The 19,793-nt window shown below is 55.1% G+C and carries 18 protein-coding genes; 7 read left to right on the top strand and 11 right to left on the bottom strand.

Features of this window, described 5'->3' with window-relative positions; translation table 11 throughout:
- Positions 1 to 30: 30 nt before the first annotated feature.
- The 5 genes from CAQU_RS11900 to CAQU_RS11885 all read right to left on the bottom strand — a co-directional run bounded on the left by CAQU_RS11900 (position 31) and on the right by CAQU_RS11885 (position 3,135).
- Complete coding sequence (locus CAQU_RS11900; RefSeq protein ID WP_084563095.1) at positions 31 to 1,257, bottom strand: MFS transporter; 1,227 nt, start codon at positions 1,255 to 1,257, stop codon at positions 31 to 33.
- A 90-nt stretch (positions 1,258 to 1,347) separates the two neighbouring features.
- Positions 1,348 to 1,665 carry a DUF2283 domain-containing protein gene (locus CAQU_RS11895; protein WP_169836050.1) on the bottom strand — a complete coding sequence of 106 codons (318 nt, stop codon included), beginning with the start codon at positions 1,663 to 1,665 and terminating at the stop codon, positions 1,348 to 1,350.
- Between the two features lie 108 nt (positions 1,666 to 1,773).
- Entirely contained in the window at positions 1,774 to 1,875 is a 102-nt protein-coding gene (locus CAQU_RS13325; RefSeq protein ID WP_169836049.1) for a hypothetical protein, read from the bottom strand.
- Positions 1,847 to 2,323, bottom strand: coding sequence for a hypothetical protein (locus CAQU_RS12875; protein WP_169836048.1), 477 nt, complete (start codon positions 2,321 to 2,323; stop codon positions 1,847 to 1,849). Before CAQU_RS12875 ends, CAQU_RS13325 begins: the two co-directional genes overlap by 29 nt.
- Before the next feature lie 209 nt (positions 2,324 to 2,532).
- Positions 2,533 to 3,135 carry a superoxide dismutase gene (locus CAQU_RS11885; RefSeq protein ID WP_075728029.1) on the bottom strand — a complete coding sequence of 201 codons (603 nt, stop codon included), beginning with the start codon at positions 3,133 to 3,135 and terminating at the stop codon, positions 2,533 to 2,535.
- A gap of 560 nt (positions 3,136 to 3,695) precedes the next feature.
- Here CAQU_RS11885 and msrA point away from each other — a divergent pair.
- Positions 3,696 to 4,355: a peptide-methionine (S)-S-oxide reductase MsrA gene (gene msrA, locus CAQU_RS11880; protein WP_075728027.1), complete on the top strand. Its 660-nt coding sequence runs from the start codon at positions 3,696 to 3,698 to the stop codon at positions 4,353 to 4,355.
- Positions 4,356 to 4,537: 182 nt separating this feature from the next.
- Here the strand turns inward: msrA and CAQU_RS11875 are convergent, their stop codons facing one another.
- Entirely contained in the window at positions 4,538 to 5,044 is a 507-nt protein-coding gene (locus tag CAQU_RS11875) for a hypothetical protein (RefSeq protein ID WP_075728025.1), read from the bottom strand.
- A gap of 843 nt (positions 5,045 to 5,887) precedes the next feature.
- Positions 5,888 to 7,120 (bottom strand): LamG domain-containing protein, encoded by a 1,233-nt coding sequence (locus CAQU_RS12775; RefSeq protein ID WP_157109017.1) that lies wholly within the window; start codon positions 7,118 to 7,120, stop codon positions 5,888 to 5,890.
- A gap of 461 nt (positions 7,121 to 7,581) precedes the next feature.
- Between CAQU_RS12775 and CAQU_RS11865 the strand changes: the two genes are divergently transcribed.
- Together CAQU_RS11865 and CAQU_RS11860 are read left to right on the top strand one after the other, a co-directional pair.
- A complete protein-coding gene (locus CAQU_RS11865) occupies positions 7,582 to 8,535 on the top strand; it encodes an L-lactate dehydrogenase (protein WP_075728021.1) in 954 nt (317 codons plus the stop codon).
- 521 nt (positions 8,536 to 9,056) lie between these two features.
- On the top strand, positions 9,057 to 9,764 hold the full coding sequence (locus tag CAQU_RS11860; RefSeq protein WP_075728019.1) for a glycerophosphodiester phosphodiesterase: 708 nt from the start codon (positions 9,057 to 9,059) through the stop codon (positions 9,762 to 9,764).
- A gap of 130 nt (positions 9,765 to 9,894) precedes the next feature.
- Here the strand turns inward: CAQU_RS11860 and CAQU_RS11855 are convergent, their stop codons facing one another.
- From CAQU_RS11855 to CAQU_RS11850, 3 genes are all read right to left on the bottom strand, one after another.
- Positions 9,895 to 10,626, bottom strand: coding sequence for a hypothetical protein (locus CAQU_RS11855; RefSeq protein WP_075728017.1), 732 nt, complete (start codon positions 10,624 to 10,626; stop codon positions 9,895 to 9,897).
- A gap of 774 nt (positions 10,627 to 11,400) precedes the next feature.
- Complete coding sequence (locus tag CAQU_RS12770) at positions 11,401 to 11,805, bottom strand: hypothetical protein (RefSeq protein ID WP_157109016.1); 405 nt, start codon at positions 11,803 to 11,805, stop codon at positions 11,401 to 11,403.
- A 59-nt stretch (positions 11,806 to 11,864) separates the two neighbouring features.
- On the bottom strand, positions 11,865 to 12,377 hold the full coding sequence (locus tag CAQU_RS11850) for a hypothetical protein (RefSeq protein WP_075728015.1): 513 nt from the start codon (positions 12,375 to 12,377) through the stop codon (positions 11,865 to 11,867).
- 445 nt (positions 12,378 to 12,822) lie between these two features.
- Between CAQU_RS11850 and CAQU_RS11840 the strand changes: the two genes are divergently transcribed.
- The 4 genes from CAQU_RS11840 (at position 12,823) to CAQU_RS11825 (ending at position 18,362) form a co-directional block, all read left to right on the top strand.
- Positions 12,823 to 14,169, top strand: a complete 1,347-nt coding sequence (locus tag CAQU_RS11840) for an IS256 family transposase (RefSeq protein ID WP_075724155.1) — start codon at positions 12,823 to 12,825, stop codon at positions 14,167 to 14,169.
- Positions 14,170 to 14,543: 374 nt separating this feature from the next.
- Entirely contained in the window at positions 14,544 to 15,458 is a 915-nt protein-coding gene (locus CAQU_RS11835; protein ID WP_075728742.1) for a DUF5926 family protein, read from the top strand.
- Positions 15,459 to 15,593: 135 nt separating this feature from the next.
- Positions 15,594 to 17,300: a glycosyltransferase gene (locus tag CAQU_RS11830; protein ID WP_084563091.1), complete on the top strand. Its 1,707-nt coding sequence runs from the start codon at positions 15,594 to 15,596 to the stop codon at positions 17,298 to 17,300.
- A 204-nt stretch (positions 17,301 to 17,504) separates the two neighbouring features.
- On the top strand, positions 17,505 to 18,362 hold the full coding sequence (locus CAQU_RS11825; RefSeq protein ID WP_075728009.1) for an SGNH/GDSL hydrolase family protein: 858 nt from the start codon (positions 17,505 to 17,507) through the stop codon (positions 18,360 to 18,362).
- A gap of 58 nt (positions 18,363 to 18,420) precedes the next feature.
- Here the strand turns inward: CAQU_RS11825 and wecB are convergent, their stop codons facing one another.
- On the bottom strand, positions 18,421 to 19,566 hold the full coding sequence (gene wecB / locus CAQU_RS11820) for a non-hydrolyzing UDP-N-acetylglucosamine 2-epimerase (RefSeq protein ID WP_075728007.1): 1,146 nt from the start codon (positions 19,564 to 19,566) through the stop codon (positions 18,421 to 18,423).
- Positions 19,567 to 19,793: the final 227 nt, after the last annotated feature.

Raw genomic sequence — 19,793 nt, 5'->3', positions numbered from 1 at the left:
GCATCCTCGGCCACCGGCGCGGCAAAAATGCTAGCGGGGTTGGTGCGCGCCGTGGCGTTTACGGCCGAAAAACCACAACAGGAACGCAATCAAAATTCCGACACCGACCAACAGTGAAAGCGCTGCCACCAAAAGCCCCCACCGGTCATCGCCGAACACAAACCCTGCCAGCCACCCCACCACCGCAGAACCGGTGTAGTAACACAACAAATACATCGAGGAAGCTTCCGCCCGGTCCTTGGTCGCCACCTGCCCCAGCCATCCACTGGCGGTGGAATGGGTGGCGAAAAAACTAGCGGTGTAAATCAGCAGCCCCACAATGACGACGCTTAAATGACCGGACAAGGTCAAAAGCAAACCGACAAGCATCAACGAGACAGAAAACAACAACACCACCGACGGGCCGAAGCGGCCCGAAAGGTTTCCCGCCCGCGCCGAACTGATAGTGCCCGACAGGTACAACACAAACACCGAACCGACGACACCTTCGGACAAACCAAAAGTGGTGGACAGCTCGTAGCCCAAGTAGTTATACATCGACACGAACGCCCCCATAGACACAAACCCCATGGCGAATATCGCGGCGGTCTTCGGGTGGCGCCAATGACCCAACATGGCGGCCGCCTCACCGGCGAAACTCAGCTTCTTCGGGGTAAAACGGCGCTGCTGGGGAAGCATCTTCCACATCGCCGCCGCGCAAGCAAAGGCGGTAAAACACCCCGCAAACAAAGCGACCCGCCAGCTGAAAAACTCCGCCACCACCGCCGGAATAATACGCCCCGACAAACCACCGATGGAGGTGCCGGCAATATACAAACCCATGGCGCGGGGTGCTGCCTTCTGGCTGAGCTCCTCACTCAGCCACGTCATCGCCACCGCCGGAACCCCAGACAACATCGCGCCCTGCAGGCCACGCAACACGATCAACGTTTCAATATTGGGCGCCAGCGGCACCAACAGCCCCACCACGGTGGACGCCACAGTGGAGACCATCATGACCCGGTTGCGGCCGAAACGCTCCGACAGGATGGAGGCAGGCACAATGCACAGCGCCAGCGCGCCGGTCGCTGCGGACACGGTGCCAGCGGCCGTGGTCGCACTCGCACCCAGCGCCTGACTCAACGTCGGTAGGATCGCCTGGGTGGTGTACAACGCGTTGAAGGTGGCGAGTCCTGCCGCGAGTAACGCCAACACTGCCCGCTTGTAATCGGGGTGCCCCGGTTCAAGGCCTTGGTAAGTGTTGGCGTCCGTTGTCATGAGTGACAGCCTACAAAACTGTTTTCAATCCGTCCTGTGTTAATGGTGCTATAAGGAGCAGTTGTGTTGTTTTCAGGACGCGTTGAAGGGTTAACAGGGGTCCAGAGTTGGTGTTTGGGTGGTTGCGTCAACCCGGGATCGGTTCGTGGGAGAACCTGAAGAAACCGATGAACGCTGAATCGTCTGCAAACCCATCTTTAGCTGGGCGACGTCATTTTTGTTCACATGCGCCAGCTTTTCGATGTCTTCAGGCAGAGGAATATGCGAAAGGGACAGCAGCTCAACGCCCACTGCTTGGTCGAATTTATCGACGTCAACAATCAGGGTCTGGCCGATTTCGCGCGACTGGGCGATGGGATTCGAATTGAGCTGAATGTAGGCAACGTCCAGCTCAGTGTTCTGGGTCACGTGAAAAGACATTGTTCCTCACAGAGATTCTTTGCAGTACACAGTGACGACTATCGAAGGGTTTGAATTATCCACTGCAACAACGCAGATAGCCTTTTCTAGCTTCCTTTAATGGACAGTCCTATTACTATTCGGCTTACTTGGGTAGCTGATATCGGGCTTTTCGAACACCTTTTCAACATCAGTTGTGGAAATATTTCGCTGTCGCATCCGCTGTTGTGCGTGGGGCGAATACGTTAATGGGATTCCAGTTATGGCAGAGGGCTTCGAATGCGAGACGACGCACAAAAGTGCCGTTGACATAGATTTTTAGGGTGTAGAGTCCAGGTTCTTGGAGAAAGACTGGGCCCCTAAACGCGAAGACGGCGCCTACTTTTTCGTCGTATTGCACTGCGTCTTCCGAGCCATCTTCTGAGTCTTCGAGCCTGAAAGTAAAATCCACCTGCGGATCCTCGGCGTTGTCAGGGCCGTGGATAGAGATTCGGATATCCGGCGCTTCGCTATCGGCGGGACGACGTAGCCGCCCAGCGACGGATAGATCTAAGGCTGCGAGGAATGTCGAAGACTTTACTTCGCTAAAGCTGCCGCCGATGATCGAAAGTTTTTCCGCTTTCGGCTTTCGCCTACTCAGCAAGGAAAGCGTCATCGAGTTCTGCATTCATACGCTTCAGTGAACCACAATCCAACGTGTGGAGGGTTTGTCTTCTCAAGGGGATGTGGGTGAAGACCTAAAAGTCCTTCAAAACCCCGGATTGTGAATGAGGGGTACGGAATACAAGAAAGAGTCGCCCGGGGAAAACTCACCCGGGCGACTCTTAAGCCATCACTTACCTGCCACAATACAGCACGCAAGCAAAAGCGCGGAGGTTACTTAGACGCAGCCTCAAAACGAGCGGCAACGTCATCCCAGTTGAAGACGTTCCAGACGGCGGTGACGTAGTCAGCCTTGACGTTCTTGTACTGCAGGTAGAAAGCGTGCTCCCACATGTCCAGCATCAGCAGCGGGGTCAGGTTGATCGACAGGTTGCCCTGCTGGTCAGTCATCTGCTCAACCACGAGACGATCAGCAACGTGGTCGTAGCCCAGCACAGCCCAACCGGAGCCCTGCAGGCCCAGCGCAGCAGCAGAGAAGTGAGACTTGAAAGCCTCAAAGGAACCAAAGTCGCGGTTAATGGCCTCAGCCAGAGCGCCGGTCGGCTCGCCGCCACCATTGGGGGAGAGGTTCTTCCAGAAGATGGAGTGGTTGGTGTGGCCACCCAGGTTGAACGCAAGGTTCTTCGACAGTGCAGTCACCTCAGCACCAATCTTGCCCTCCTGGCGAGCCTTCTCCAGGGCCTCCAGGGCAGCGTTAGCGCCAGCAACGTAGTTAGCGTGGTGCTTGGAGTGGTGCAGCTCCATGATCTCAGCAGAGATGTGCGGCTCCAGCGCGTCGTATGCGTAGTCGAGCTCGGGAAGTTCGTAGACAGCCATGTTGTATTCAAGTCCTTTCACTTGGCTTCACGTGTCCCCCGGCGCCGACCCACTGCCTAAAACACATTGGGCTCAACACGCTTGTCAGCGCGTCACAAACGCAACCAAGGGGCATGTGACAGACCACTATAGGTGAACTTGGGGCTTTCGTGCAGGAAAAGCCATGATGATTACCGTTTCCACCCCACCCACAAGCCCCTTGTGGCACACCCACACCGCCGCCGCACTCGGCGCGCCGGGCACCCGGCATCTTCTCTACCGGCCACACCACTTATCCCCCCACACCGCCAGCACAACCAACACACCCCACACGCCCTGGCCGTCCCCCATCCCACACACCCCCGGGCTTTACGGCCGTAGACACCCGCCCCACCCCGGGTAGCGTGCACCCCGCAACCACACCCCACACCCGCCATCGCCACATATTTCTTCCCACACCCCAACCGCAAGCCCCAACCACCCCGGCACAAAACCGCGCCACACGACGTTAAATAGTCACTACAGCTAAAACACAACCAAAAAGATACCCACAGCACACCCTTAAGAAAGGACCCCCCACCATGGGATGGATGTTCGGACGCACCCCAGAACCAGTCACCAAAAACACCGCACTCAAAGGCGGCCGACACCCCGTGCTGGAAAACCCCCAACCGCACACGGTCCTCGGCACCGCAATCGACACCCCCGCCGACGAGACGATGGGGGAAGTATTCATCGGGATCGGCTGCTACTGGGGTGCCGAAAAACTCATGTGGAACCACCCCGGGGTCATCACCACCTCCGTCGGATTCGCCGGCGGCTACACCCCCAACCCCACCTACCGGGAAGTCTGCACCGGCCGCACCGGACACACCGAAATTGTGCGAGTACTTTTCGACAAAAACACCACCACCCTCGAGTCGATCCTCACCGCCGCCCTGGAAGCCCACGACCCCACCCAAGAAAACCGCCAAGGCAACGACGTGGGTACCCAGTACCGCTCCGCCATCTATGTGACCAACCCCCAGGACCTCGACACCGCCAACACCCTGGTGCAACGCTACGGCCAACAACTAGCCAACGCCGGATTCGGGCCAATTCGCACAGAAGTCAAACAACTAGCCGACACCCCCGCCGGCGCCTACTACCTGGCCGAGGACTACCACCAGCAATACCTCGACAAAAACCCCGACGGCTACTGCCCCCACCACGGCACCGGCGTGTGCATGCCACCCGCCTAACAACCCACCCCCGACCCGCCACCACAACCTGCGGCCCCACAAAAAAGGGGGCCCACACATCAACAGGTCCCCGCCACACCAGTGACGGGGACCTGTTGGCATGTACAGCGGAACCAAAACCCAGTTCAGAAACCGCCTACAGCAGCACGCCAAATGCGCGCACCGCACAGAACGCGCCAGAATTAAGCGTCGATAGCGCCGAACTTCACCACCACAAAGACATAGTCCTTGCTGGTAGCAATGCCCAAACCGAACTTCTGATTGTTCTCATCGTTGAACTCATCCGATGCGGTGATCTTGTCGACAATCTTCGACTTCGACACATCAGCCTTCTTGATGGCGAAAGCAACAGTGTTATCCCGGGTGCCATCCACACGGTTGTTCTTCGCATCGCGATCAGCCTGCTTCTGCGCATCATCAGCCAAAGAAGAATTCTCCAGCATCAACACCGGGCGGGTCGCCGAAGCCAAAGACTTATTCACCTGGCTCTTCAACGCCGGATCGTAGCCATCAACAGGGGCCACAACCACATAACCATCATCGCCCTCATCGGTCGGGCCGGAGCTACCCAAAGGCCCATCAGACATGCCAAACACAATGATCAGCACCGGCAGCAGGCTGAAAACACCACGGAGAATATCCACGGTCTGAATCGGAGGAAGGCCAGGAATACGAATCTCGGGGGGCATAAAAAACTCTCTTGTCCAAATAGATGCAACGGCGACCTCTCGCACACCCCACAACACCACGCGGTGTTTAGGTAATGCGCCAAACAAGCGCACAATGCGAGAAAGCGACAACACAAACACAGACCTTCCCCCTCCCGCGCAGTAAACACACGCCAGGAAAGCAAAGGGCCATTTCCTACAAAACTAGCCGGAAACAGACAGCTCCGGGGCAGCTTTGCGGGTGACTTCAACCTATCTCACCCCACACCGCTTCCGCTAGTCCTACTTTCAGAAAAGGCTCGCTGCGGAACAAGAGAAAGCAACCAAAAGCGTTACACAGGGTTCGGAAGAGGGAGGATGGGTGGTCAGAGACAAAAACCAGCAGCTCCGAATTTCACTACCCCCGAATAAGCGTGCTGACTAGATTTCTCCCAGCCACGCACTATTGTTGCTTCCAACAGCACCCCCAACGCCTCTCAGCCATCTTGGCTGATGCGCCTCTTGGGGGCCCATTCTTTTTAGCGGTCATGATGTCGCCCAAGCCTCATCGTGACGTGGAGAAGCAGGCGGACAATCCCGTCCCAAAGGCATGCCGCACGAGACCTGGCGCACCTTCCGAAGAAAACCAGCGGCTCCAGAAAGCCAACTTCCACCACCTATCTGGATACCCCCGCAACAATCGAGCCTCGCACAGGCAAGGCGCCCCGAGCGCCCACCATCAATGGCGCCAATAGAAGTACCTGACGGCACAAAATCCTCGGCAGCCTAAAAAACAAGCAGCGCTCATCGCGATGGAAAACAAGCACGCTAAACAGCCGGTGGGCTCCCACAAGGTGGAAAAGTGGAAGCCCACCCAACAGGCGGCTAGCCGCGCAACCCCACCGGCAACGCATCAACCACCTGCTGCGGCACCAAACCCAAACGCACAGCCTGCCCCAACAACCAGCCAGCAACCCCCACCAGGCCCGCAAGCGCCAACACCACACCAACAAAACCCCCAGCCGAACCAGCCGAAGAACCCGGCTTACTCGACACATCCGACGCAGAACCCTCCGAACCCGGATCGACATCAACACGCTCAAAAGGCGTGCCCTCCACATCAACCCGATCAACCAACAAACGAACCGTCGGGAACGGCGCAGAGTCATCCGGCAAACCCTGCCAATCAAACGTCGTCACATACTGATTCAACGTGAACGTCCACGGGCGAGCCAACACATTACGAAACAGTGCAGGATCAACACTGTCACGCCCCAAAGAACCCATCGAATCCGGGCCAGCATCCGCAATCGCATCAGCCTTCCGCTTACCCGAAGGACGATCAACCTTAAACGTCGAACCCGACGGCGTCGTCACCGAATACGCCACAGAATCCTCCGACGTCTTCACCGTGTACGTCACATCCTGACCCAAAGCAGTATTCGGGAAAAACAAATCCCGCTCCGCACGATGATTCCGCCGATCCCCACACCCCACATGCGTATTCGCCGGAATATACGCCCACCGCGGCATCCCGTCATACCCAATGCTGGCCGTGTAATGCTCCAACAAATCCAACTCCCCATACTCCGTCACCCCAGGAGTCGAACACGACTTCTCATCATTTTGCATCCACAGAGCAGTACGCACACCAGAAACCGGACGACCAGTCGGAGAACCCTTCAAATTCAAATCCAACCGCGCCTTCACATTCGCCGTAAACGCACCAGCAGCAACCTGCGGCGAACGCACCCGACCCGAAGAATACTTCGTCACCATCCCCGCCGGACACGGATCCGGATGCACATTGTCATCACTCGGCAACTCATCCGCACCAGACACACAATGCCGCTGCGTCGTCACCACCAAATGACCACCCTCCACCGACACATTCCGCGGCATCCACCGAATCCGACCATCCGGCGAGTTGTAATCAGGCGCATCAAAAACAGTCCACCCCTCCAACGCCGAAGGAGAATCAAACTCCTCCACAAAAGAAAACGGCTTCGACAAATCCGGACCCACAGCCGACGCCGGAGAAGGAAGAACAGAAACACAAACCGCCACAGCAGTGGCGCAAGCGGCGACGGCGCGCCGGGAAGTCGTCATAGCAAACATGCAGGTGATGTTATCCGCAACACCAGCGCACTACTAATCCAAACGTGTGAAAAACAGTGCCGTTAGTCGCCATGGTCGAGTGGGGTCGCGCCGTAGAGCTTGCCAATGCGGCAACCGGGTGGTCTGCCGTGGGGGATGCCGCCCTAAAGGCCACATGCCCGGTTGATTGTGAATGATCTTTGGGAGGTGGCGGAAAAGGCCGTGGTGGTGCATGAACGCATTGAGAAATCCCACACAATTCGGGCATAAATAGGAACATTCGGGCATACTGGTGGTTGAAACGGGCATACGAGGTACTCTTGCCGCCCACGCCCCGGCGCCCGCGACGAAACCACCAGCATCCTCACTGCACCGAACCATCCGTGAACAACAGATGGCTAGACGTCTGCACAGCCCACCGGGCTCGTAAAAGACACCACCATTCAGTGGGGAGATGTCTTGAACAAAGGATCGGTACCACCGTGTACAACCCCACCGGAAACAAAGTAGTCCTCATCGGTGCTGGCGACGTCGGGGTCGCCTACGCATACGCCCTCATTAACCAGTCCACCTGCGATCACCTCGCCATCATCGACATCGATGAGAAGAAGCTCGAGGGCAATGTCATGGACCTCAACCACGGTGTCGTGTGGGCGCCGTCGCGCACCAAGGTCACCAAGGGTACCTACGAGGACTGCAAAGACGCCGCCATGGTTGTTATTTGTGCCGGCGCCGCCCAAAAGCCCGGTGAAACCCGCCTGCAGCTGGTCGACAAAAACATGAAGATCATGAAGTCCATCGTCGACCAGGTTATGGCCAATGGCTTCGACGGTATCTTCCTGGTGGCCTCCAATCCGGTTGACGTGCTCACCTACGCCGTGTGGAAGTACTCCGGCCTGCCCCACGAGCGGGTCATCGGTTCCGGTACCGTCCTCGACTCCGCCCGCTTCCGCTACATGCTCGGCGAACTCTACGACGTCGCACCGACCTCCATTCACGCCTACATCATCGGCGAGCACGGCGACACCGAACTTCCCGTGCTGTCCTCCGCTACCGTCGCCGGTGTCTCCATGCGCAAGAAGCTGGAAAAGGATCCGGAGCTCGAAGGCCGACTCGAGCGCATCTTCGAAGAAACCCGCGACGCCGCGTACACCATCATCGACGCCAAGGGTTCCACCTCCTACGGCATCGGAATGGGTCTGGCGCGCATCACCCGCGCCATCCTGCACAACCAGGACGTCGCACTCCCGGTTTCCACCCTCTTGCAGGGCGAATACGGTGAAGAAGACATCTACATCGGCACCCCGGCCATCATTTGTCGCAAGGGCATCCGCCGCGCTGTTGAGCTCGAACTGACCGAGCACGAAATGGATCGCTTCAAGCACTCCGTCAAGACGCTGCGTGCAGTCCAGGAAGAGTTCTTCCCTGCCAAGTAGGTCATAATAAAAGCATGCCCGGAGTGCGTTGACCACACATGCGTTATTCCGTGCGCTAAAGCGTGAACCCTTCTGTTCGAATTCGAGTCTTCGAACAGAAGGGTTCACGTGTGTTTGCGAAATGATCCACAGTCGTCGGTAAAGCGTGGAGATAAAAATGTAAAGATTACATTTTCAACCACACAAGAATGTAAAGATGACAATGTTGTTCGGCGTCGTCGTTGTTCGGCGTCGTCGCTGGCTAGTCCGGTTGGTCGCAACACACGAGAGAAACAACCAGCTCGTGGAGAGCATTAGAAGCTTTTGGAGGATGAGGGACCGCGCTCGTGTGCCTGTGTGCCAATCAGAAAACTGCAAGGTAACAAAAGTTCTTCACAAACCCTCCAGAACTTTGTAAAAGTGACAAATCTTCCGACCTGACACGGCGATTGGGTTGAGCACAGCGCGTTCAATAAAACCTCTTGCTTGGTGGAATTGGTCTCATTAAGCGCGGCTGCAATCCTTCGGCATAATCTGTACTTATGTTGATCATTGGGCATCGGGGCGCCAGCGGGGAATATCCCGAACACACCAGCCGGGCGATGCGCGCTGCGCTCGCACAGGGTGCAGACGGCATCGAATGCGATATTCGACTCACTAAAGATGGGCATCTTGTCTGCATCCACGACCCCATCGTGGATCGCGTAAGCAATGGCAAGGGGCGAGTCAGCACGATGACGCTGGCAGAACTTGAACAACTCGACTTCGGTGACGGCTGGCCGGTCCTAACCTTCGAAGAACTGCTCGACATTCATCAAGAACACGAAGGCACCCACCTGTTTGTCGAGACCAAACACCCCAACCGCTACGGCGCCAAGGTTGAACAGCATCTTGCGAAAGCACTGAGCCGCCGCGGATTGCAATCAAGCGAACTCATTCACATCATCAGTTTCTCGATTGTCTCCCTATACCGGGCGCAAAAGCTTCTGCCCAATATCGAAACCACGTGGCTGCACCGCGATTGGTATGCCCCCGCCAGCGAGAAGCTCCACAGGGTCAACGCGCACAATTACGGCGCCAACATCGATGTCATGATGAAAAACGGCGAGTGCGCGCAAATCGCTGAAAGCCCGGTCTACACCTATACCGCAAACACAAAAGAACAAATCGAGGCAGCTCGCGATATCGGAGTGTCCTATCTGGCCACCGACTATCCGCAACAAGCCAGGGCTATTTTGCGCCTGGCCTAAAAGCGGATGGGCAAAATGCGCAATGCTCTGCTTTCCCGGCTACGTGAAAGCTAGCCGGGAAAGCAGAGCATTGTTGCGGCGCGAGGACTAACCTGCACCGGATTACAGAAGTCTCAACGGATGGGTTGGGTTAGATTTTGCAGTTGGGGGCGCCCAAAGGTGCAGCAGTATCAGACGGCCACATGCAGATCTTGGGATTCACGGTGATCGTCACATGCTCACCGTTTCGCCCGAGGTAGGCGCTTTTCAACTTGCCACCGGAAGATCGACCAAGGCGAATCATCGTGGTGGTATCAGTCCGGTACTTTCCAAGATTGCCGGATTGATCGGCGGTGATGCTGCTCGGCTTATCCAACTCGAGGAACAGCACTCGCTGCCCAGCGTAAGGCGGGTTTGCCATCTTCTTCGGGTAGGCCTTGGCGAATTGGTAGCCACTCATGTCGCGGATGGTGCCGGAAAACTTCTGCGAGCCCTTGTTTGGAGTAGAAATTCCGCCCGCGTTCTCGGAGGAGCCACCACCCTTGTTCAGTCCGACCATTGCGAGAATAACAACGATGATCGCGCCCACAGCACCAATGACAGGCATTAGCTGCGGGGGAACGGGCAGGTTGCCCAGTCCGGGAATGGCTTGGTTGATCGGAGCGTAGCCCTCCAACACATCGGAAATAGGCGACGCCAAAGGCAGGCTGTCTGCCTCGTCAGCGCCTTCAAACTGTGCAATTGCGGTGTCAGGTGCTGGTACTTGTTGTGCTTGTGCCTCTGGGGCGCGCACAAACATTAGTGCACAGCTCACCGCGACGACCAAGCACAACAGGATCTTCACCAGCCGCTGCTGCTGCTGCTGGGTAGTTGTTGTGTTCATAAGCAATCCTTGAAACTCGAAAACAAAGGCAAAGCGATCCGGATTTTCCGGGGCAACCTAAGGGAAGATCGAGGGGTAGGGGTTTCGACTGACGGCTAGCCAGTCGGCGGCGACGTTCAGTCAAAACTTTCCTCTGGTAAAGGACGCTATCAGCAACGTTGCTTTGATGAAACAACTTTTCTTATCTTTTAAGGCCATTGCAAATCTTCGCGTAAAAGCGACATGTGAAAGTGAGAAGTTTCTCCTCTCAGGGGAGAGCTGAACGAGCGTTGCTTGAGTGGGGTGATTGTTACTAGTTGGTGTGCCAAGGGCGCGCTCACGCAGCATGTGCAGCGCCATAATTCTCACAGGGGTGCTACCTGCAGATAGTCGCCTGCCCGGCATAATTCAATCCAGGTTTGGTGAATCTATCGTCCACGCCATTCGGTACTTACCTGTATATGGGGTGTCGTTGCGCAGAAGTGCCCAGCCGGCCAGTCGGAGCAATTCTTTCTAGAAACCTGGTAGAGGAAGATGGTTTGGAGGCTTGGGGGTCAACATCCCGCGTTTTCTGGCCCGGACCTTCAACCTATATATGCGAATAAATTTTCAAGAGGTATCCGCGGGATTGGAAAGTTTTTCGATGCCTTGAATTTTCAACCCGTCACCGAGGCAAACTAGCTTTCCGCGATACTTATAAGCGCTTAAGAAACGAACACGGGTGACTGCCGGACAGGAGTTGAAATTAGCTTTCGCCTTCGGCGCTCGTGCAGTCATTCTCCGGCTTAACAGCGCTCATGTTGATGTATTCGGGGATTGGGGCAGAGAGAAGGTGCTGAAGAAGTAGTTGCCTGAGGTTAGATTTCGCCAGGCGGCGCTTGTGGAATCGTAAAGAAGGTGAGCTGCCCAATAGCCGATTGCTAACGCTTGGCGCTCTGTGACCTGAGCTCTCGGATCTATTTCGATGGTGCTTGACATGCTGACACCGGCAAGAAGATCCCGGTATACAGCGACGATTTCTCCAACAACAAGGGTGTTCTCGGGTGATTCGGGATCATAGAAAACCGAAATGGAAAAATCCGGGTCGATGGTTTCGGGTAGTCCTTCTGCTTCGTTAACCGTGTCGATGTTCGAAATTGAGGAACGGACGGTCTGTAGACCAATCATCCGTGGTTTAAGACTTGAGACTTCTTCAGCCATCTCCGGGGAGAACCACTCGGGACTTTGAACATTTTCGAAAAATGGAGCCTTCCGTAACGCTATGAGGTGGGATTTGGGAACTCTTTGAGAAGTTGCCTGAACAAGATTGCATCCTTGGTCTCTGGGTAGGTCAAGGTTTTTCCCCGCATAGGGAAAGTTGTGAATCCTGCTGATTTGGTAGTAGTCACAGATTTAGTTGGACCACCTTTGGTGGCATGCAGTGACCAAACGTTATTGGCCCCACGGGCCCAGTCGCGGTCCCAGAGTTCGTTGCATTGACGTTTGGAAATGGGCGAAACATGGTGAGCGATCTCCGCTTCAACCCCGAGGGCGTAGACGCGAACGAAATGAAGACTGAAGTCAACCGGTTCGTTTTCGAATGATTCGATGCTGTCCTCAGTCAGGCCTGTGTGAGTGGCGAAATCACTGATTTCCGCGAACTTTTCTTTGCGCAGTTTGATCAGTGTTTGAAGCATCTTGGAGTCATTGGACACTTGCTTGATGCTCAACTTGGTCAAGTCGTCATTTGGGTCGATGTTAAATATTTTCGCGAGCTTTTCTAAGTTGCTCATGTCACTCACCCATCATCTGTTCCAATATCTGAAACGCCTCACGGGCGTCTTGTGTCTGCAGGTCGGGAGAACCGACCTTCTTTAGCCTAAGGGTAAGACCTAGGAGTATTCCCTTGTGGGCCTCGGGCTCGGAAAAGTAGAGCCTGACCCATTGTCCCTGTTTTTCGCATTCAATTGGGAGATCCCGGTACTTAATTTCGAGTATGTCTTTGTGTGTCACCATCTCGTCTACGTCGAATCGATGACCGCGTCCGAAAGTCAGCTCTCCTTTGCTGGCCCTTTCAGTTTTCCTAAGAAACTTAGCGAACAACTCTTGAGTAGATGCGTTGGGGGAAGACGAAAACAAAATATCTTTGGAGAACTCTTCAGGGAAGTTCCAATGAGAGTGTCAGATGGTTTGTGTGTGACGTGTTAAATCACCAGCCATCGAGGAGGATGCTCCACAATGACCACCATGACCACCCGCGACCCGCAAGACAAAGCCCGGCTTAAACAACTAGAGAAGCGACTGATGTCCAGCCCTGAACTCGCCGAGATCCTCAAAGAGTTCGCCACATCATCAACCGACATCAACGACATGGTGCGTTCGATGATCCAGACCGGGATCAACACCGCACTGCAAGCCGAAATGGACGCCCACCTCGGTTACCAAGCAGGAGACCGCACAGGCAAAGCCCGCCACGGCACGGCCGACAATCACCGCAACGGCTCCTACAACAAAACCGTCCAGTCCCAGTACGGGCCTATCGACATCACCGTGCCCAGGGATCGCAGCGGCAGCTTCACCCCACGGATGGTGCCCAAAGGAGCCCGCAGGATCACCGATGTCGACGACCTGATCATCTCTCTGTATGCCGCAGGCACCAGCCTTCGTGACATCCAGCACCACCTGGCCACCACGTTGGGTGTGGATTTGTCGCATGAGACGATCTCCCAGATCACCGACCAGGTCCTAGATGAGGTACTTGCCTGGCAGCACCGGGACTTAGAGGAGTTCTACCCGGTGATCTACCTGGATGCTTTGCGCATCAAAATCCGTGATGGTGCCCGGGTCGTCAACAAGGCCTGCTATATGGCGGTCGGCATCACCATGGAGGGTACCCGGCAGATCTTGGGGCTGTGGATCGCAAACAATGAGGGCGCGGCGTTTTGGGCCCAGGTCTGTGCGGAGTTGGCTAACCGTGGGGTCAAAGATGTGTTCATCGTCTGCTGTGATGGGCTGAAAGGTTTCGAACAGGCGGTGCAGGCCACCTGGCCTGATGCGATGGTGCAGACCTGTGTGGTGCACCTGATCCGCACCGCACTGCGGTGGGTGGCGGCAAAGGACCGTAGCGCGGTCGCGGCTGCTTTGAAGAAGATCTACACCGCTGCAACGGCAGAGCAGGCGCTTGCGTTTTTGGACGAGTTTGATGCCAGCGACATGGGGCTGAAGTATCCGCAGGCGGTGAAGGCTTGGCGGGATGCGTGGGAGCGTTTCATACCGTTTTTGCAGTTCCCGCCGCAGGCGAGGAAGGTTGTCTACACCACGAATGCGATCGAGTCGATGAATGCGCAGTTGCGTAAAGCGACAAGGAATCGGGGGCAGTTTCCTAATGATGCTGCCGCGGTCAAGGCGTTGTGGTTGATGATCTGCCACATCGAGGACCGGCAGGCGGAGAAAACGAAAAAGAAGGCCGGGCGTGCCCGTGCGGGAACGAGCCGGTTTGTTGAGGGGGTGCGTGTGACTGGGTGGGTTGCGGCCATCAATCAGCTGTCAGCACATTACCCGGATCGGTTCGAGCCTTACCTGTAAGCCGAAGTTCACACACAAAAAACTTGACACACTCGTTCCAATCGTATGGTGGGGCTTCGGAAGCTTGGCTCAAGATCCCCTGCTCAACGTACATGTTATGGCAACTTCTCGCACCGGGAACTGATAAACGATAATGAAGTCTTCCGGCCACAGTTTCCTTCCAGTTGACTAGTTGCCTTTGGCTTGGGGACACGAATCTAATGGAAGAGACTATCAGTCTGGTTGCCCTAAAAACTTCATAAAACTGAATTGGTGTGGATAAAACCTGGCGGCTGAAGCGTATTCCGGGCGATGTAACTCTACTTACAGAGTTTTGTTCGGTGGTGATGTGTAGTGGTCCTTACTCGTGCAGGTAACAGGGTACGATGTTCGCCATGGGTAAAAAGAAGAAAAAGGACGAAAACCTCCCCGAGGGTATGAGCCGCCGTCAGGCAAAGCTTGCCGCACGCGCCGCTGAGCGCGCAGCCCTCGAGCGTGACCCCCGCCCCTATGGTGGTTTCACCGCTGAGGCTGATCTGGTTGCACTGCAGGAGTTCGTGCCGAGCGCACGTGCCAAGGTCAACGTGAAGGGTGTCGACCGCGATGTCTACATCTGCACCGTTTTGCCGGGCGCCGCAGCCGCAGTTGTTCGCGATGAAGAGTTTGGCGGCGACGCACTGGTTGGTTTGCAGGTGGCTTCGCACTCCCACAACCCGGGTCGCGATCTCGCCTACGCACTCAACTGGGTTAAGGGTGCCAAGCCAGGCGAGTCCTTGACCAGCACTACCGCTGATGGTTCTGAGCCAAAGCTGGATGAGTTGCTGGATCCCAAGGCCGAGCTTGAGGTTGAGGTTTACCAGAACTTCGATTGGTGGGTTCCGGAAGGCTCCGCCATCGACCCGATGTACGCCCAGGCTATGCAGGCTGCGAATGATTCTGTGATGCCGTCTGTTCCGGTTGAGGGTGACTTCACTGGGGTTGCTTGGTGGATTGATGCCGGCGGCAAGGCTCACATCCGTTGGATTCGTACCGACGATGAAGACAAGTTGCTGAAGGCTCTCGCTCGTGTGGCGGCCAAGGATGCGTTGAACCTGGGTGAGGACACCAAGTTTGCTGGTGTGTTCCGTACCCACGGCATCATCGTTCCGGTTTTCGATCTGGATCCGACTGTCGACCCGGCCACCTATGGTCCGCTGCTGGTTGAGCTGGACAAGGTTGTTGCCGCTGAGATTGATAACGATGCTGAGTTGACCAGCGAGGAGCGTCGTCGCCTGGAGAACATCAAGTCCCGCCAGGTGACTATTCGTTAGGCGATACTCGTCGCCTGAGAGCTCGCCCGTCTGAGGAAAAGACTGGCGAGCTTTTGCATTGTTCGGTCAGTCCTGAAGCCTTGTGGTCGCGCAATTGCAGGCGGGGGATAAAGAAACAAGGAACAATAGATAGTTATGGCCCCTTCGATTCGTTCCATCACCACACTGCTGTCTTACGCTGCTGTGTCTAGTTTTTTGGATCCCTTTTCCTTGGCCACAAATGTTGCTCGAAAAACGCCGTCCGGTTTGCGAGACAGACTAACGGCGCCACTGATCAAAAGTAGCAATGACGTAGTGGCTGTAACGGGACTTGTCCTGGCCGATCGTTCTAGTGAGGCCCGAGAAAAGCTCTCCGTCTGCCGGGGGGGATTTCTTACACCGCTGCGGGATAGCGTTGCCCTGGCAGCTCGGCTGGATGACGAGTTGAGGTTTGCGCCTGCTCGTAAGCGGCTGCAGTGGGCGACTGGATCTTTTGCGCCGGCGCGCGGGCGGGGATTGTTGGCTGCAATCTATCGGGATGAAATGGAGGTGCTAAAAGGTAATAGATGGCCAGATACAACGCCGACTAACGGAAATAGATGGTCTCAAAATCACAATGGATCTGAGACTGGCAATCGGTATTGCCCATTGTTCGTTCTGACTAATTCTTTTCCGTATTCCACGGCCGGATACGCCCAGCGTTCGCAGCATCTGCTTGACGCTGTTGCTCGCGTGGGGGCTCAAGATCAAGGCGTTAGGGCGTCGGTGCCGGTTAATGCACTTACGCGTTATGGCTATCCGGCGATCATCGGAACCCTGGATAGCCAGGAGAAACGCATTGATAATGTGGTCTACCATCGTTGTATTCCAGAGTTGTATCATCCGCTTTTGAGTAAACGGCTTGAGGCGTATACGGATGCGATCGTCGCGAAAGCTTTAGAAATCGGGGCAACAGTTATCCACTCGACGACCGATTTTGAAAATGGAATCGCGGCGCGAGCAGCAGCTAGGCGCCTAGGGATTCCTTGGGTCTACGAAATGCGCGGCGAGAGGGAGAAAACGTGGGTGGCTTCCCTGCCGCCTTCTTGGCGTGCAAGAGCTCTAAAATCTGAGCGGTTTGAAGCATTGATGCAATTGGAAGCGCAGCTTGCCGAGGATGCTTGTCGTGTGGTTGTGCTGTCCGAAACTCAAAAGGCTTCGTTGCAGGCAAGAGGGGTGAGCTCCCCCGTTGACGTGGCTTTTAACGGTGTGAATGAAAGACTTCTGCAGGAAACGGTGGGAAAGGAAGAGTCTCGGATTGGGTTAGGGTGGGATCAGGGGAAATTCATTGTCGGGACGATTACATCCGTTGTTGATTATGAAGGCTTGTCTGTTTTGGTTGAGGTAGCCAGAAGGCTTAAGGAATCGAATCCTGATATTCATTTTGTTGTCGTTGGGGATGGGCCAGCTTTACCCGAACTGCAAGCTGAAGCGCAGAGACTAGGGCTGAAGAATATTCGTTTTCTTGGAAGAGTTCCTGTGGCAGAGGTTGATGCGTATTACGAGGCAATGGACCTTTTCTGTATTCCCCGGATTGACACAGAAGTGACTCGGGTTGTAACGCCTTTGAAAGGAATCCCGGCTTTGGCAAAGGGAGTTCCTGTTTTGGTTAGTGATTTGCCTGCTTTGGTGGAGACCGTTCCGCCTGATATGGGGCTTGTTGTAGGGCAGGGGGCGGATGCCTGGGCTGAGGCGATTGTGAATCAAAGTAAGAAGTCTGGGCATGTAAGGGAGCATCAGGCAGTTATTTATCGGAAATTTGCGAACGGTCGCACCTGGGAAGCGGCTGGGGAACTCGTTCTTAAGATCCACGGTTGCTTGTGATCGTTGAGGTGGTTTCAGTAAAGGGGTGGTGGGTAATGGCCGCGGGCTTGTATAGGCGATTTGGATCTATCATGAGATCCAGCGCTGCTGCTTGAAGCAGGTTTGAGCGATCTCGAGCTTTTTTGCGCATTTTAAATCGGTTGACATTCGTCAATGTGGGGTTCTCAAGTTGTGAACTCTTGCTGGAGCTAGGATGATGAAAAGATGACTATTTCTAAACGCTTCGTGCGGCTGAAAGAGCAATCCAGTTCTAGTGAATTTTGGGAGCCCACTGAGAGGCACTTAGAGCTTTCGGACGGTACTCTCGAGCAGAAGCGCTATGGGTTTACTTTGGATTCCAATCGGTTCATTGAAACCGGTGTTCCTATCAAGGAAGATCTTCAGAGTATTTTCGTCCTGGGGGATTCTTTTGTGGAATCCACCTTTGCCGATCCGGAAGTCAGGTTTGTTGCTCAGGCTGCTAGGTTGATTCCCGAAGCTAACGTTTTCAACGCGGGCTACTCTGGAACGACTACCCTCCAGCTTCTTACTGTTTTGATCAACAAAATTGCCGGGTTGGCCAAGTCGGGCGACGTTGTTGTTATTTGTTTGCCTATGTCTGATGGGTCGGCTTTGCTTGAGTCGGGACACTATTGGAACGCAAGTGAGCGTTATGCGCCACTGGTTCCCGGAGTGCAGGGGCAACCGAGTTCATGGGCGGAAGATGTGGTTCCGCTGCTAAGTACCGCGTTCCACTTTTGCCGTGCCCTGGGGCTTGAAGTTCTCTTGGTGGTATCGCCCTTCCGAAAGGCAGATTTCAGTACGGAGGGCTGGTTCCGGGCCATGTACAAGCGGAACCGTGCCAACTATGAGCGTAAGAAAGAAATCATGGAGCGTTTGCAGGAAGATGCGCGCGCAGTGGCGGCGCGTGAGGGGGTTCCTGTACTAGATCTTGAGAAGCTCGTGGCTTCCGAAGCCGAAAACTTTTATGACGAACTGCACCTCAATGTGCGTGGGCAAAATAAAGTTAGCGAGATGCTAGCTGGCTTCATTCGAGAGTCGGAAGTTCTGGCAGCTAGTTAGGCTCGAGTGCGGATCTTGAACGGTGGTGCCGAATCTTTAGATCGGCACCACCGTCTGCTTAGCTTGCGCTGAAGTCGGGGCTTCTTTGGCCAACGCCAAACATTTCAGCGAGTGCGTTTAGGATACGGTCTGTTGCCTTGCCGTCTCCGTAGGGATTGACGGCGTTCGCCATTTTGTCGTAAGCGTTCTTGTCACTGAGCAAGAGGGTTGCTTCTTCAACGATTTTGTCTTGGCTAGTGCCAACCAGGCGGACGGTACCCGCGTTAATTGCTTCGGGGCGCTCTGTGTTCTCGCGCATAACCAAAACCGGTTTGCCAAGGCTGGGGGCTTCTTCTTGGACGCCGCCCGAATCCGTGAGCACTAAGGTGCTCATTCCCATGAGTTTGGTGAACTGGTCGTAGGGAAGAGGTTCGGTGACGATGACATTGTCTAATCCTTGAATCTCTGGGAAAACAGCTGCTCTAACTTTGGGGTTGAGGTGAGCTGGAAGCACCAACGTCACATCGGGGAAATGCATGGCAAGGGCTCGCATAGCCCGGCCGATTGCAGCCATGGCTTTGATGTTCTCCCTGCGATGGGTCGTGACCATGACAATTTTTTGATCGGCGGTGAGTCCTTGCAGCTTTGAGTCGCTGAATTCTACTTGCCATTTTTGGGCTTCTACTAACGCATCGATGACAGTGTTTCCAGTGACAACTACGTCGCATTCGGGGATAGCTTCGCGCAGCAAGTTTTCTTTAGCCTCGGGCGTTGGGGCTAGGTGAAGCGAAGATACTTGGCAGATCAGTCGACGGTTTGCCTCCTCTGGGAAGGGTGAGAAAATGTCGCCGGTTCGAAGTCCGGCTTCCAGATGGGCAACTCGTGCGCCGTGGTTGAATGCGGCGATTGCTGCAGCCATTGCTGTGGTCGTGTCGCCTTGTGCGATGACGACGTCGGGCTTTTCTTTGATGAGGATCTCGTCTAGCCCCTTAATAACGCGACCAAGAACTTGGTTTAGGGATTGGTCAGGCTCCATGATTGCGAGATCGTAATCAGGTGAAATGCCGAACATTGTGTTTACTTGCTCGAGCATTTCCCGATGTTGCCCTGTTGAAACCGTTACGGTTTTAAATCTTTCGTCGTTTACTGCTGCTCGAATAAAAGGTGCAACCTTAATGGCTTCGGGCCGTGTTCCGTAAACGGTCATTAACTTTGGGCTGGACATTGATTCCTTCCGAACCGAGGTGTTGGGGTTAAGGGTGAGGGGGTGCTGCCTTCCTGGGTTCTAGCTTAGGGCTAGGGGTGAAATTTCGCTGTCCCCATTTTGATGGGCTCTTTCGGTCCGGAAAATCCCCAGGGCAATCCATTGCTGGAATGTAATCTAATTTCATGAGCATGCACTTGGGGGCCAAGCCTGTGTCCTTCGTTTAGCTTATGAATTTGCTGCACTTT

Source organism: Corynebacterium aquilae DSM 44791, from assembly GCF_001941445.1.
Lineage (GTDB): Bacteria > Actinomycetota > Actinomycetes > Mycobacteriales > Mycobacteriaceae > Corynebacterium > Corynebacterium aquilae.
Note: the sequence above shows the minus strand (reverse complement) of the source record. Positions and strands in the feature narration are given on the sequence as shown.